This is a genomic window from Methylobacterium jeotgali (assembly GCF_022179345.1).
Lineage (GTDB): Bacteria > Pseudomonadota > Alphaproteobacteria > Rhizobiales > Beijerinckiaceae > Methylobacterium > Methylobacterium jeotgali.
In genome coordinates this window covers 26,987-41,773 of the sequence record NZ_BPQR01000080.1, presented here as the reverse complement: position 1 = coordinate 41,773, position 14,787 = coordinate 26,987, and the positions used below count along the sequence as shown (strand labels likewise).

Genomic DNA, 14,787 nt, shown 5'->3' with positions numbered 1-14,787 from the left:
AGCGAGTGTCAACGGCGGTCGAGACATCGCGCGACATGGTTGAGGAAATGTCTTTGGAAAGATCAGCGGCGCGCACCGATAACGTTGCGGAAAGCATCCGGGGCGGCGGGGCCCGCGACGCAACATTCGCTTAAGTGGGCTCTGCGAGGGTCATAGCCGTCTTTCGAAGTCGTTCTCGAGGGGCGCCGACGGATCGACCACGGTCTCGACGCGCTGCGCGTGCCAGTCTTGCGTATTGATACAGCCCTCGTCGCACTTCTCGACCGCCGCTCCGCGGGTCTGGTCCACGACTCCGTCGGCGACGACGCTGCCCGCCGCCACCGTCACGAGCGCTTCCTGGCGACGCGTCTCGTCGCCGGGGCCGGCGTCCTCGCCTGCCTGCCGCCCTACCTGCTCTGGCGGGGCGTGCCCTCCCTCGTGGAAGCGGTGGCCGCGGGCTGCCTGTTCCTGCCGATCTGCGCCGCCGCCCTTCTCTCCCGCACCGGCCGCCTGCCGCTGGCGCATGCCGTGTCCGCGACCGGGCTCGCCGGCCTCGTCGCCTGCCTGGCCGCCCTCTCCGGAGGCCTCGGCTCCGCGGTTCTGGTCTGGATGGCGGTGATCCCCCTCGAGGCGGTGCTCTCGGGCTCGCGCCGGGCGACGTTCGCCACCTGCGCCGCGGTCGCCGCCGCGATCCTCGCCCTGGCGCTCGGCGCCCCGCAGGGCGTCGCGGGGGCCGGCCTCCCCCTGTCTCCGCTCGTCGCGATGCCGGTCTTCGCGCTGGGCGCCGTGGCGCATCTCCTCGCCCAGGCGCTGCAGCACCAGCGCCACGAGGCCGCCTGCCGCGCCGGGCGCCGGGACGCGGAGCGCCGCGCGAACCTGCTCCTCTCGGCCATCGACGACCTCGTGACCTGGCACGACCTGAACGGCCGCGTCGTCGAGGCGAGCCCTTCGGCGAGCCGCCTCACCGGCGCCCCGGCGGAGGCCCTGCGCGGCCACGGCCTGATGCAGCGGGTGAACGTCGCCGACCGCCCTGCCTATCTCCAGGCGATCAGCGGCGTCGCGGCGAGCGGCCAGCCCGCCACGGTGAGCCTTCGCCTCCAGGTCGAGCCCGGAACGCGGGGCGAGGCCGCCGCCCTCGTCCATGTCGAGATGCGCGCCCACCGGGTCGAGGGCGCCGGCGAGGCCCGCGTCGTCGCCGTGACCCGCGACGTCAGCGAGCGCCACCACCGGGCCGAGGAGTTGGAGCGCGCCCGCGCCGAGGCCGAGCGGGCCGACGAGGTGAAGAGCCGCTTCCTCGCCAATGTCAGCCACGAGCTGCGCACGCCGCTCAACGCCATCATCGGCTTCTCGCAGCTGCTCGCCGGCGAGGGCGCCATGGCGATCGGGCCGGAGCGGGCGCGGGAATACGCCGGCATCATCGGCGAGTCGGGCCAGCACCTGCTCGAGGTCGTCAACACCCTCCTCGACATGAGCCGCATCCAGAGCGGCAACTTCGAGTACGCGCCGGAGACGGTCGACGCCGCCGCCCTGGTGCGGGCCTGCTGCGACCTCATGCGCCTCAAGGCGGAAGCCGCGGGCGTGCGCCTGGTGCGCCCCCTCGACGAGCGCCCCGTGGAGATCGTCGCCGATCCCCGCGCCTGCCGGCAGGTGCTCATCAACCTCGTCTCCAACGCCGTGAAATTCACCCCCGCCGGCGGCCAGGTCGAGGTCAGCCTGCGGCGCACCCGCACCGGTCTCGACATCGTCGTTGCCGACACCGGCGCCGGCATCGGCGAGGCGGACCTCGCCCGCGTCGGCACGCCGTTCTTCCAGGCCGGCGGCGGCTATGCCCGCACCCAGGAGGGCACCGGCCTCGGCCTCTCCGTGGTCCGCGGGCTCATCGGCCTGCACGGGGGCGCCATCGCCTTCGAAAGCGGGGCCGGCGCCGGCACCACCGTCACGGTGAGCCTGCCGGCGGAGGCGCGGACCGCCGACGCTCCGGCCGCGCCCGCGCCGATCACCACCGCCGTGCGGCACGCGCCGGCCCGGGTGGAGCGCCTCGCGCGCCGGCCGCTCGGCCTGTTCGACGCCGATCCGATCCCCGTCCGGCCGGCCTCCGAGGCGGGCGGCCCGGTCCCCGCCGCCCTCCTCCGGGCCGGCTGAGCACAGGAGCCTCCATGCGCGAGCAGACGAGACCCCGCGACCCCCGCGACATCGCCGTCCCCGGCGACATGCGCGCCTCCGGCCGGCCGAAGCGGACGTCCCGCCCGCCGGCCTCCGGCGCGTTCAGAACCTCGCTCCGGACGGGGCTCGCCGCCCTCGCCGGCTTCGCGCGCCTGTGCCGCCGCCATCCGGGCGAGGTGGTGGGATCGCTCGCCGCCCTCGCCGCCACCGCGGCGGTCGCCGTCAACGCGCTGGGCTCGCAGAACGGCCGCCACCCGGCGCCGATCCTGCCGAAGATGGTGATCAAGGACGCGCCGAAGGAGACGGCGCGCCCGCGCCTCGCCGAGGCGCCCCCGGCGGCGCCCGTCCCGCGCCAAGTCCCGGCAGAGCCGGCCCCGGTCGTGAAGGAGCCGCCGCGCAAGCCCGACCCGATCGCCGAGATCATCCGGGGCGAGGACACCACCGCCTCGGTCAATCCGCAGCCCGACCGGGCGGTGATTCAAGCCCAGAAGGCTCTGGCCAAGCTCGGCTACGGCCCGCTCAAGCCCGACGGCGTGATGGGCTCGGCCACCCGCGCGGCGATCGAGAAGTTCGAGCGCGACCGCAAGCTGCCGGTGCGCGGCGAGGCCGCCGGCCGGACGCTCCGCGAGCTCGCCGCCCGCTCCGGCGTCACCGGATAGGTGCGGGCGCGGTGGACAGGCGCGCGCTGGCGCGCCATCGAGGCGCCATGCCCCGCCTGCGCTCCGATTTCTTCGTCTCCGCGCATCTGCGCCGCCTGAACGACGCCGGAATTCCGGCGGTGCTGCGCCGCCGGGGCGCGGCGGAGGCCGGCGCGATCTTCGCCAAGGTCGACCGTCTCGACGGCAGCGCCGATCTCTACGGCCCGGCCCCGCAGGCCCTCTTCACCGAGGCGGACAGCGGCGACCGCCTGTTCGCGCGCCTCCTCGCGCAAGTCTCGCCCCTCGATGCCGAGGAGCGGCTCGCCAAGGAGGTGCGCTTCGACCCGGATCTCTGGGTCATCGAGATCGACGACCGCGAGGGCCGGCACTGCCTCGACCTTGCGGAGTAGGGCCTACCCCCACAGCGCCGCCTCGGGCGGGTGGATGGTGCTGCCCTCAAAGCGCAGGCCCGGCTCCCGGTCGCGGGCCAGCAGCAGCGGGCCGTCGAGGTCCACGTAGGCCGCGTGGTGGGCGATCAGCATGGCCGGCGCCATGGCGAGCGAGGTGCCGACCATGCAGCCGACCATCAGCGCGAGCCCGCGGGCGCGGGCCTCGTGGGCGAGCATCACTGCCTCGGTCAGACCGCCGGCCTTGTCGAGCTTGATGTTGATGGCGTCGTAGCGGTCGGCGAGCGCGTCGAGGCCGGCGCGGTCGTGCAGGCTCTCGTCGGCGCAGATCGGGATGGTGCGGTCGATGGTGGCGAGAAGCGCGTCCTCGCCCGCGGGCAGCGGCTGCTCAATGAGCCCGACGCCGGCCGCCGCGCAGGCCGCGAGGTTCGCTGCAAGGGTCTCCGGCCGCCAGGCTTCGTTGGCGTCGACGATGAGGCGGGCCTCCGGCGCGCCCCGGCGGACGGCGGCGATTCGCTCCGGGTCGCCCTCGCCGCCGAGCTTCACCTTGAGGAGCGGCCGGTGCGCCGCCTTGCGCGCCGCGTCCTCCATGCTCGCCGGATCGCCGAGGCTCAGCGTGTAGGCGGTGGTCGCCGGCACCGGCGCGCCGAGGCCGAGCACCTCCCAGGCCCGCCGGCCGGATCGCTTCGCTTCGAGATCGAGGAGCGCGCAGTCGAGGGCGTTGCGGGCCGCGCCCGCCTTCATGCGCTCCAGAAGCTCGGTGCGGGTGAGGCCGCCGGCCACCGCCTCGGCCTGCGCCTCGATGGCCGCCGCGACACCCTCGACGCTCTCGCCGTAGCGGGGATAGGGTACGCACTCGCCCCGGCCCGTGACGCCCCCCTCCTCGACCTGCGCGCAGACCACCACCGCCTCGGTGCGGCTGCCGCGGGCGATGGTGAAGGCGCCGGCAATGGGGAAGCGCTCGACGGCGACCGTCAGCCGCCTCACGGGCGCGGCTCCGGATACTCCGCGGTCAGCCGCTCGACGATTTCGTCGACGCCGAAGCGGACCGGATCGGTCGCGGGCAGGCCGTGCTCGTCGGCGAGGGCGGAAAGAAGCTTGCGGGCCTCGTCCTCCTCCAGCGCCTGCGTGTTCACGGCGATGCCGACTGCGCGGATGCCGGGATTGGTGAGCCGGCCGAGCCGCACCGTCAGGTCGATCACCTCCCGGATCGTCGGCAGCGGATGCTCGACGCCCCGCATCCGGGTGCGGGTCGGCTCGTGACAGACCACGAAGGCGTCGGGTTGCGCCCCGTGCAGGAGCCCGAGGCTGACGCCGGCGAAGGAGGGATGGAACAGCGAGCCCTGCCCCTCGATCAGGTCCCAGTGCCCAGGATCGGCGGCGGGCGAGATCGACTCGACGGCCCCGGAGATGAAGTCGGCCACCACCGCGTCGATGGCCACGCCCTTTCCGGAGATGAACACGCCGGTCTGTCCCGTAGCGCGGAAATCCGCGTCGAGCCCGCGCTCGCGCATCGCCCGCTCGAGCGCCAGCACCGTGTACTTCTTGCCCACCGAGCAGTCCGTCCCGACGGTGAGGAGCCGGCGCCCCGGACGGCGGGTGCCCTTGCCGGTGGGAAAGCGCTCGGCCGAGAGGCGCACGTCGTGGAGCGCCCGGCCGTTCGCCGCGGCCGCCTTGGCGATCGGCTCGACGGAGGAGAGCGCCACGTGCAGGCCGCTCGCCACGTCGAGCCCGGCCTCCAGGGCCGCGACGATCTCGGCGATCCAGTGATCCGGCAGCACGCCGCCGGCGTTGACGACCCCGACGACGAGGGTGCGGCAGCCCCGCTCGACGGCTTGCGGCAGGGTGAGGTCGGGAATCCCGAGATCGGCTGCGCAGCCCGGCATGCGGAGCTGCCCGACGCACCATTCCGGCCGCCAGTCGACGATGCCGTAGGCGGTCTTGGCCGCGAGCGTGTCCGGCACGTCGCCGAGGAACATCAGGTAGGGCGTGGCGATCTGCATCCTGTCCGATCCCGATTGCCTGGAGCCGAGGCGGCGCCTCCGCGCCCGGCATATGGCACCCGAAGGGCGGCGGGCAATCTCGGCCGCGAACGCGGACCGGCCGCCGCCGTCAGGGAGCGAACTTCCGGATCGCGGCGATGATCTTGCGCGGGTCGAACGGCTTGCCGAGCACGATGCCGCGCTCGGGCAGCTCCTCGGTCTTCCAGGGCTGGGAGGAGAGCAGCAGCAGCTCGATCGGCGGCCAGCGATCCCGGATCGCCAGGGCGAGGTTCATGCCGGCCGTCGAGCCGCGCATGTCGAGATCGGTGAAGACCGTGCGGATGTCGGAGCGCGTCTCGAGGAGGCGGATCGCCTCGGCGACGGTCGTCGCCTCGACGGGCTCGCAGCCGGCCTCCTCCACGTAGCCGGCCATGGCCAGCATCAGGATGGGCTCGTCCTGGACGACGAGCACGGCGGGCGGGTCGGGCGGTCGCGGTTGGGCCATGCGTGATCAGTGAACCTGTCCCTGGACGTCCGCCAGCGGCGCGCGGAACTCCGCGCGCAGTCCCTCGGGTTCGAAACCGAGGCGGGCGTCGCGCGTTCCGAGCAACCCCATCCGGATGAGGCGCGACCCGAAGCCGCCCCGGCCGCCGGGAGGGGTCACGGGCGGTCCCCCGCTCTCGACCCAGCCGAGGATCAGCACCGGCTCGCGGGCGTCCTCGGTCCGCCAGCTGATGCGGACCCGGCCGCTCTCCGCCGAGAGGGCGCCGTATTTCAGCGCGTTCGTCGCCAGTTCGTGCAGCAGCAGCGAGAGCGAGAGCGCCGCCTGCGGGCCGACCTCCATGTCCGGTCCCTCCAACGCGAAGCGGCCGAGATCGGCCTGCATGGCCAGCACGTTCTCCGTGACGGCGCGCAGCCGCGCGGTCGACCAGTTCCTCTCGAGAAGCACGTCGTGGGCGCGCGACAGGGCCAGCACCCGGCGCTCGAAGGTCTCGACGCGGTCGCGCTCGGTGACGCCCCGCAGGGTCTGGGACGCGATGGACTGGACGACGGTCAGCGTGTTCTTCAGCCGGTGGGCGAGCTCCCGGTTCAGGACCGACTGGTTCTCCTCGGCCCGCACCCGCGCGACGCCGGCCTCGACGCGGTCGGCGACGTTGCGCAGGAACACCAGCTCCTCGGGCGCCCAGACCCGCGGATGCATGTCGTGGACGATGAACACAGCCACCGTGCGGCCGCGTTCGCGCACCGGCATGTTGACGAGCGACCTGATCCCCACCGCCTCCCAGGCCGCGGCCCCGTCCCGCGTGCGCGGGTCCGTGGCGACATCGTCGATCACGAGGGGCTCGCCGCGCCGGAGATGGCCGCGGATGTCGCCGTAATCCTCGAAGCGGTGGCGGCCGGCGATGCTGGCCGTGCCCGGCGCCGTCCAGTCGGGCTCGATGTCGATGTGCTCGACGTCGCCGACGATGCGGCCGAAGCCGGCGCGGGTCGCGTCGAGGGCGCGCCCGACGATCTCGGCGGCGATCCGGGTCATGTGCGGGATGCTGTTGAGGTCGCGCAGCTCGTCGCCGAGCGCCAGGAGCGCGTTGCGGCGCCCCTCCGCCTGGACGCGCCCGGTCGCCTCCATGAAGATCACGCCGAAGCGGTCGCCCTCGAGCCTGAAGGCGCGGCCGTCGTACCAGCGCCGCAGGACGCCGACCGGGCGCGTGAAGGTGGCGGGCTCGCCGGTCTCGACCACCTGCGCGAAGTCGGTGATCCACGCCTCCTCGATCCCCGGCAGCACCTCGCGCACGGTGCGTCCGACCGCGGCGGCGGCCTCGATCCCGACGAGGTTGCCCCAGGCCGGATTGACCTCGACGTAGCGCCAGTCCACGGCGCGGCCGCCCGCGTCGCGCACGATCTCGCCGACCACGAAGCCCTCGACGAGACGGTCGAACAGGCTGCGCCAGTAGGCGTCCTGCGCCCGCATCTGCCGGCGCGTCCCGGCCGCGCCGAGGCCGGTCGTCGCGGCGCTCGCGAACATCCCGACCTGGACGAGATCGCTGTCGGTGAAGGCGTCGACCCGCGAGGATTGCAGCTTCAGGACACCGAGCGCGACGTCGCCGCGCAGGATCGGCGCGACCACGGCGGAGCGCAGCCCGAGACGCTTGACGAGATCGCGCCGCACGTAGGGGTCGGTATAGGCGTCGGCCATGCGCAGGGGGGTGCGGCTCGTCGCGCACTGCCCGGCGAGGCTGCCGCCCAGCGGCACGCGAAGGCCCCGGTGCGGCTCGAGCGAGCCGGCCACGGCCCGATACTCCAGATGGTCGCCGTCGATGAGCTCGACCACGCAGCCCTCGGCCGCCGGGACGGCCCGCATCGCGCCGTCCACCACCGCGCGCAGCACGCCGTCGAGGTCGCCGTCGGCGTCGGCCAGCGCGGTCTGGGTGTCACGCAGCGCCTCGCGGACGGTGAAGGCGCGCAGTTCCTCCATCTGGAGGAAGTCCCGCGCCAGCACCGCCCGGCGCAGGGCGAGCTGCGCCATCACCTGCCGGGCGAGGAGGACGAGATCCTCGGTCTGGGTCTCGCTCAGCCCATCGGGGCGGGGCCGGTGGTCGATGACGCAGAGGCTGCCGAGGACGTGGCCTTCCGGTGAGACCAGCGGGGCCCCGGCGTAGAAGCGGATGAAGGGCTCGCCCGTCACGAGCGGGTTGCCGGCGGTGCGCGGGTCGGCGGTCAGGTCGGGAATCACCAGAACCCGGTCGGGATGGGTCAGCGCGTGGGCGCAGACCGAGCTGCCGAGATTGGTCTCGCAGTCGGGGAAGCCGGCCCGCGCCTTGAACCATTGCCGATCGGCGGCCACGAAGCTGACCAGGGCGACCGGCACGTCGCAGAGCCGGCAGGCCAGATGTACGATGTCGTCGAATCCCGCCTCGGGAGGGGTATCGAGGATCGCGTACGCATCCAGCGCGGCGAGGCGGGCTGGATCGCTGACGGCTGAGGGCGTGGCGATCGGCATTCGCGGCAGACGAGGGACTTCCACGCCCCATAGCCCGAACCGCGGCAGCGTGCCACCGCCAGGGGCGCGATACCCCGTCACGGGAGGGTGAGTTCGGGGAATCCCGGTTGCCGACGCGTGAAAATTCGGGCGGCCGACGGCCGAAACCGTACCGGAAAGGGCTCGCGAGGCGCGGAAACGCACGCGGGCGTCATCAAGGCCGTGCGAAAGACTTGCAGCCCCTGCCCTTCCTCCCTCATCTGAGCGTCGCGTCCCAAGCCCGCGTCGCGTCTCCTTTCGGGGGAACGGTCAGCGGGTGGCAAGACCTTGCCACATAGAGCCTCGTCGCGACGCGCGTCCGTCCTCCGTCCCCGCCGGGCGGTCGTTCGGGGCGCATGCCGACGACCCGTCCGCGAGGGGTGCCGCGCCCGCGCGACCGAGCAGGAGAGCCGACACCCGTGCCGCATGCCACCGAGCTGATCGCCATCGTCGCCCTCGGCCTGGTGCTGGCCTTCATCGGCGGCATGGTCGCGCAGCGCCTGCGGCTGCCGCCGTTGGTCGGCTACCTTCTGGCGGGCGTGCTCGTCGGCCCCTACACGCCGGGCTTCGTCGGCAACAGCGAGCTCGCCGGGCAGCTCGCCGAGATCGGCGTCATCCTGCTGATGTTCGGCGTCGGCCTCCACTTCTCGATCAAGGACCTGATGGCGGTGCGCACCATCGCGCTGCCCGGCGCCGTGGTGCAGATCGCGGTGGCGACCGCCATGGGCGGGGGCCTGGCGCTGCTCTGGGGCTGGGGAATCGGCGCAGGGCTCGTCTTCGGGCTCGCGCTGTCGGTGGCGAGCACCGTGGTGCTGCTCCGGGCGCTGGAGGAGCGCAATCTTCTCGACAGCGACCGCGGCCGCATCGCCGTCGGCTGGCTGATCGTCGAGGACCTCGCCATGGTGCTGGCCCTCGTGCTGCTGCCGGCGCTCGCCCCGAGCCTCGGGGGACAGCCCGGCCAGGGCGCCGCCCAGGCCGCCGGCGGCGGCAGCATCTGGCTCACCCTGGGGCTGACGCTCGCCAAGGTCGGCGTCTTCACCTTCGTGATGCTGGTGGGCGGGCGCCGCGTCGTGCCCTGGATCCTCGATCAGGCGGCGCGCACGGGCTCGCGGGAGCTTTTCACCCTGGCGGTGCTGGCGCTCGCGCTCGGCATCGCCTTCGGCTCGGCGGAGCTGTTCGGCGTCTCCTTCGCGCTCGGCGCCTTCTTCGCGGGCATGGTGCTCGCCGAATCCGACCTCAGCCATCAGGCGGCGGCCGATTCCCTGCCCCTGCAGGACGCCTTCGCGGTGCTGTTCTTCGTGTCGGTCGGCATGCTGTTCGACCCCGGCATCCTGATCCGCGAGCCGCTGGCCGTCCTCGCGGTGCTGGGCGTCATCCTGATCGGCAAGTCGCTCGCCGCCATCGCGATCGTGCTCGTGTTCAAGCATCCGCTCGGCACCGCGCTCACCATCGCCGCGAGCCTCGCGCAGATCGGCGAGTTCTCCTTCATCCTCGTCGGGCTCGGCCTCTCCCTGAAGCTGCTGCCGGAGGAGGGCCGCGACCTCATCCTCGGAGGCGCCCTGCTCTCGATCACCCTCAACCCGCTGATCTTCGCGCTCGCCGCGCGCCTGGAGCGGGCGGTGGCGGACAATCCGCGGCTCGCCGCCCGCTTCGAGCGCAGCGGCGCCGAGGCGCTCAGCGTCACGGAAGGGGTGCACGACCGCCGCGGCCACGCGGTGCTGATCGGCCACGGCCGGGTCGGGAGCAGCATCGGCGAGGCGCTGGCGACCTGGAACCTGCCGACCGTGGTCATCGACCGGGACCGCCGCCGCATCGTCGACCTGCGCAAGCAGGGGCGCGACGCGATCTTCGGGGACGCGGCGGCGCCGGGCATCCTCGAGGCCGCCGACATCGCAAACGCCGGCCTCCTGGTGATCGCCACGCCCGATTCCCACAACACCGGCCGCATCATCGAGAAGGCGCGGGAGGCGAACCCCGGCATCGACACCCTTGTGCGCACCCACAGCGAGGCTGAGCGCCTGCGCCTGGAGGAGCAGGGCGTCGGGCTGGTGCTGATGGGCGAGCGGGAGCTCGCCCTCGGCATGACCTTCTACGCCCTGCGCAGCCTCGGCCTGAAGGAGGGCGAGGCCCGCCTCTTCGTCGATTCGAGCCGGCAGGCCAGCCAGCGCACGCCCCCCGCCGAGATGGAGCCCGACAAGGGCGCGCCGGAGCTGCGCCACCATCACGACGAGGAACCGGCGGCCTGAAGCCTCCGATGACGGCGCAGGACGACCCGGCGCTCAGCATCCTCGGCTTCGACTCGGCCTGGGTCGACAACCCCCGCGCGCCGGGCGCCCTCTGCGCGATCCGCGTCGATACGCGGGGACGGCGCCGCCTCGTGCCGCCGGCACCGGCCTCCTTCGAGGGGGCGCTCGCTTCGATCGCCGCCGAGACGGCGCCGCTCCGGATCGTGGCCATCGACCAGCCGACGATCGTGCCGAACGCGACGGGCACGCGGCCGGCGGACCGGGCGGCGGCCTCGCTGATCTCCTGGCTCGGCGGCGGCGTGCAGCCGGCCAACCGCGGCAAGGCCGCGATGTTCGGCGACGGTGCGCCGATCTGGCGGTTTCGCGATGCGCTCGGCGCCGTGGAGGACCCGGAGGCTTCGCGCTCCGCGGCATCCGGCCTCTACCTGATGGAGGTGTTCCCGGCGCTGGCGCTGCCCTCCCTCGATCCCGCCTTCTGCGGGCGTCGGCTCGGCCCCCGCTACAACCCGGCCCGGCGCAAGACCTTCGCGATGGCCGGCTGGCGGGCGGTGGCGGGCGCGGTCGCGCGGATCGGCCGGGAGGAGGCCGTAGAGGGGCTCCCCGAGTGGGCGGAGGCGCTCGCCGCCCTCCCCGTCCCGCGAAAACCCGATCAGGACAGGCTCGACGCGGTACTCTGCGCGCTGGTCGGCCTGCGCTGGCGCACGGGTCCCCGGGAGGCGTCGCTCATGCTCGGCGACCTCGCCTCCGGCTACATGGTCGCGCCGGCGAGCGAGGTCGCCCGCGCGCGGCTGGAGGCGGCGGCGCGCAGGCTCGGCGTGCCGCTGGCCTGACGGTCCCGCGGCGCGGCGCTCTGTCCCTCGCGGGCGGGGGAGCCAAAGGCGTCCTCGGCGCTTGACCCGGCAAGACGCTCCAAGCCGGACAGGACACCATGCGGACCCGATCGAAACTCGGCCTCGCGGCCCTCGCGCTGATCCTCGCAGGCGGCGCGGCCTTCGTACGCTTCATCGTCTATCCGGAGAAGGCGACGCTGAGCGCGGCCGCCGGCGAGGGCGCGAACCCGCAGCTCCCCGCGCCGAACCCGACCCTGATGCCGACCGTCAACATCGCCCGCGTTGCCCGCTGGGAGAAGGGCGCCAAGCCCCAGCCCGCGGCGGGCCTTCAGGTCGCGGCCTACGCCGAGGGCTTCGACCACCCCCGCTGGCTCTACCTCCTGCCGAACGGCGACGTGCTCGTGGCCGAGGCCAACAAGCCCGAGACCGGCGACCCCTCGACGGGCATCGCCGACTGGGTGGCCGACAAGGTGAAGGCCTCCGCCGGGGCCGGCGTGAAGAGCCCCGAGCGCATCGTGCTCCTGCGCGACAAGGACGGCGACGGCGTCGCCGAGGAGCGCCACGTCTTCCTGAAGGACCTGCACTCGCCCTTCGGCATGGCGCTCGTCGGCAGCGACCTCTACGTCGCCAACGCCGACGCCCTGGTGAAGGTGCCCTACGCCGCAGGCCAGACCGAGATCACGGCGAAGCCGGAGAAGGTCGTCGACCTGCCCGCGGGCATCAACCACCACTGGACGAAGAACGTCATCGCCAGCCCCGACGGCGCGAAGCTCTTCGTCACCGTCGGCTCGAACAGCAACGTCGCCGAGAACGGACTCGACAAGGAGAAGGGCCGGGCCGCGATCTGGGAGTACACGATCGCTACCAAGGCGATGCGCGAGTACGCGACGGGCCTGCGCAACCCGAACGGCCTCGCCTTCGAGCCGGTGACGGGCAAGCTCTGGACGGCGGTCAACGAGCGCGACGAGATCGGAAGCGACCTCGTGCCCGATTACATCACCTCCGTGCAGGACGGGGCCTTCTACGGCTGGCCCTGGAGCTACTGGGGCCAACACGTCGACGAGCGGGTGCAGCCGCCCCGCCCCGACCTCGTGGCGAAGGCGATCGCGCCGGACTACGCCGTCGGCACCCACACCGCCTCGCTCGGCATCGCCTTCTCGATGGATTCCAAGCTGCCGGAGACCTGGCGCAGCGGCCTGTTCGTCGCCCAGCACGGCTCCTGGAACCGCCGGCCGAAGAGCGGCTACAAGGTGATCTACGTGCCCTTCAAGGACGGCAAGCCCGCGGGCCAGCCGGTCGACGTGCTCACCGGCTTCCTCAACGCCGACGAGAAGGCGCAGGGGCGCCCCGTGGGCGTCATCCTCGACAAGACCGGCGCGCTCCTGGTCTCCGACGACGTCGGCAAGACCGTGTGGCGGGTGAGCGGCGGCGACGGCGCTCGCTACTGAGACGACTGTGGCTCGTCCCAAGGGGCGAGCCGACCGGCCCTACGCCGGAGCGACCGGCTTGCGCAGGGGACTGGGCCGACCGGCGCGCAGCCGCGTCACCGCGGAGCCCACACCGGAATGTCCTTGGAATGAGAAGGATTGGTGGGCGCACTAGGGTTCGAACCTAGGACCCGCTGATTAAGAGTCAGCTTCCCGACCGGTTTTGGGCGGCTTCTGGTGCCAGGAACGTGTAGCTAACGGGCGTTAACTTCCGCGAGCATCCACAGGGACTTAGCCAGCGGCGGCGGTTTTCCCTCGACGGCGGGCCCCGGCCGGGTGATTTTCGCGGCCCCGCCCAAAGCCGCCCAAGGAATCCCGCCCAAATGGCCCGCGCCAAGCCCGCTGCGAAGAAGGCCGCACCGGCCCGCGCCCGGATCGACTGGCCGCCCCGCGGGCCGGTCGACATCACGGGGACATTCATCACCCGGTGCCGGGAGGAGCAGCGCCCCGGCGTGCCGGCCGTCGACGTCCGCGACCTGCGCGCCCCGGGCCTGCTGCTGCGGGTCTCGCCCCGGACGATATCGTGGGGCTGGAAGGCGGAGCGCCTCAAGAGGACGGTACGCCTTGACCTCGGGCCGGTGGAGCGGCTGACCGTCGCCCAGGCCCGCCAGGTCGCCGGGGAGGCCATGGACCTGCTTCGCTCCGGCAACGGCTGGCCGACCCTGCTCTGGCTCAACCGGCGCCTGGCCGAGCTCGGCCTCATGCGGATCGAGGAGGTGTTCCCGAAGAACGTCTACCACCACCCGACGCCCGCGCCCCCGCCGCGGCCCCGGGGCTGGACGTACGATCAGGCCGTCGCCGCCTACCTCGCCGCCCACGAGCCCGAGTGGCGCAAGGCCGCCCACGAAGACGCGCGCAAGAACCTGCGCCACCCCGTCCTCAAGCGGTTCGCCGGCATGCCGGTGGCGGCCGTCACGCCCGACGACCTGGCGACGGTGCTGGCCGCGAAGAACCGCTCGCACCACCGCCAGGCCGAGGCCCTGTTCGTGCGGCTGCGCCACTTCTACGGCTGGCTTGCGACGCCGGGGCCGAGGCGGGACAGCGGCGTCGCCAAGGGCCACCTCGACGACCTGCAGCGGCCCAAGCGCCCGAAGGCGCGCGAGGGCGAGGCGCCGCGGCAGCAGGTGCGCTGGCCGACGATGGAGCGCGTCGGGCTGCTCGTGGCGCTCGCCCGCACCGACCTGCTCGACCCTCGCCTGGCCGCCGCGGTGCTGCTCCTGGTCGCGACGGTCCAGCGCCGGCACGCCATCGTGTCCGCCCGGCTCGACGAGTTCTCCGATGCCGGCGATGGCTGGGGCGTGTGGCGCCTGCCGCCCGTGCGGCGCAAGACGGGCGAGACGGGCCGGGCGCAGGCGCACCACGCGGTGCCGCTGCCGCCGCCGGTCTGGGCGGCGGTCCGGGGGCAGTTCGGGGAGGGGCCGTGGCTGTTCCCGGGGATGCGGCCGCGCCGCGCCGGCGCGCCGGTCGGCTACCTGTCCGAATCGGCGCTGACGCACCTGCTCGCGGCGCTCCCGGTCGACACTAGCCCGCACGACCTGCGCCGCGCCCTGCGCTCGCATGGCCGCCGGGCCCTGGGCCTGGCGCCGTCGGTCCTGGACATGATCATCGACCACGCCGAGGGCGTCGCGTCGGGCAACGTGTCCGAGCGGCACTACGTCGACGACGACCGCATGGACCTGAAGCGGCCCGCGATGAGGGCGTGGTGGGACCTAGTCGAGGAGCACGCCGGCAAGGCGAAGTTCGACCTCGACGAGGTGCGGGCCGGGTTCCTGGCTGCACGCGCTAGGCAGAAGGGGAGGGAGCCCACGGTACAAACCTAAGGCAGAATCCCGGATCCGCCTTAGGTTTGTCCCACCAGACCGCCCCGGCCAGGCATTCGTTCACCCTGCCGCGAGCCCGCGCTGGACCGCCACGCCGCGAGCTGCGATCGTCACGATTCCTGCCCCGCCTGAGACCTTCCCGATGTCCCGAAAACCCTGGGCCCCGCCGCCCGTCCCGACATCCCGGAGGCCCTGAGCGCGCGACGCCGGCCTCCGATT

Annotated in this window: 11 protein-coding genes; 7 read left to right on the top strand and 4 right to left on the bottom strand. The window is 73.4% G+C overall.

Features of this window, described 5'->3' with window-relative positions; all coding sequences use genetic code 11:
* The first annotated feature begins 219 nt into the window (after window positions 1-219).
* From MFF04_RS19170 to MFF04_RS19160, 3 genes are read left to right on the top strand one after another with little or no spacing between them, the layout of a single operon-like run.
* A complete protein-coding gene (locus MFF04_RS19170; RefSeq protein WP_238278160.1) occupies window positions 220-2,121 on the top strand; it encodes a PAS domain-containing sensor histidine kinase in 1,902 nt (633 codons plus the stop codon).
* A gap of 14 nt (window positions 2,122-2,135) precedes the next feature.
* Window positions 2,136-2,801: a peptidoglycan-binding domain-containing protein gene (locus tag MFF04_RS19165; protein ID WP_238278158.1), complete on the top strand. Its 666-nt coding sequence runs from the start codon at window positions 2,136-2,138 to the stop codon at window positions 2,799-2,801.
* Between the two features lie 47 nt (window positions 2,802-2,848).
* Window positions 2,849-3,190: a DUF1491 family protein gene (locus MFF04_RS19160; RefSeq protein ID WP_238278156.1), complete on the top strand. Its 342-nt coding sequence runs from the start codon at window positions 2,849-2,851 to the stop codon at window positions 3,188-3,190.
* 3 nt (window positions 3,191-3,193) lie between these two features.
* Here MFF04_RS19160 and dgcA read toward each other — a convergent pair whose 3' ends face one another.
* The 4 genes from dgcA to MFF04_RS19140 all read right to left on the bottom strand — a co-directional run bounded on the left by dgcA (window position 3,194) and on the right by MFF04_RS19140 (window position 8,191).
* Window positions 3,194-4,174, bottom strand: coding sequence for an N-acetyl-D-Glu racemase DgcA (gene dgcA, locus MFF04_RS19155; RefSeq protein WP_238278154.1), 981 nt, complete (start codon window positions 4,172-4,174; stop codon window positions 3,194-3,196).
* Window positions 4,171-5,190, bottom strand: a complete 1,020-nt coding sequence (dgcN, locus tag MFF04_RS19150; RefSeq protein WP_238278152.1) for an N-acetyltransferase DgcN — start codon at window positions 5,188-5,190, stop codon at window positions 4,171-4,173. The genes dgcA and dgcN overlap by 4 nt, the downstream gene beginning before the upstream one ends.
* 109 nt (window positions 5,191-5,299) lie before the next feature.
* On the bottom strand, window positions 5,300-5,674 hold the full coding sequence (locus tag MFF04_RS19145; RefSeq protein WP_238278150.1) for a response regulator: 375 nt from the start codon (window positions 5,672-5,674) through the stop codon (window positions 5,300-5,302).
* Window positions 5,675-5,680: 6 nt separating this feature from the next.
* Window positions 5,681-8,191, bottom strand: coding sequence for a GAF domain-containing protein (locus tag MFF04_RS19140; protein WP_373320125.1), 2,511 nt, complete (start codon window positions 8,189-8,191; stop codon window positions 5,681-5,683).
* A 413-nt stretch (window positions 8,192-8,604) separates the two neighbouring features.
* Here MFF04_RS19140 and MFF04_RS19135 point away from each other — a divergent pair, with 413 nt between their 5' ends.
* The 4 genes from MFF04_RS19135 (at window position 8,605) to MFF04_RS19120 (ending at window position 14,568) form a co-directional block, all read left to right on the top strand.
* A complete protein-coding gene (locus tag MFF04_RS19135) occupies window positions 8,605-10,431 on the top strand; it encodes a monovalent cation:proton antiporter-2 (CPA2) family protein (protein WP_238278148.1) in 1,827 nt (608 codons plus the stop codon).
* 8 nt (window positions 10,432-10,439) lie between these two features.
* Window positions 10,440-11,261 carry a DUF429 domain-containing protein gene (locus tag MFF04_RS19130; RefSeq protein WP_238278146.1) on the top strand — a complete coding sequence of 274 codons (822 nt, stop codon included), beginning with the start codon at window positions 10,440-10,442 and terminating at the stop codon, window positions 11,259-11,261.
* A 98-nt stretch (window positions 11,262-11,359) separates the two neighbouring features.
* Entirely contained in the window at window positions 11,360-12,709 is a 1,350-nt protein-coding gene (locus MFF04_RS19125; protein ID WP_238278144.1) for a PQQ-dependent sugar dehydrogenase, read from the top strand.
* 362 nt (window positions 12,710-13,071) lie between these two features.
* A complete protein-coding gene (locus tag MFF04_RS19120; RefSeq protein ID WP_017483083.1) occupies window positions 13,072-14,568 on the top strand; it encodes a tyrosine-type recombinase/integrase in 1,497 nt (498 codons plus the stop codon).
* Window positions 14,569-14,787 lie beyond the last annotated feature (219 nt).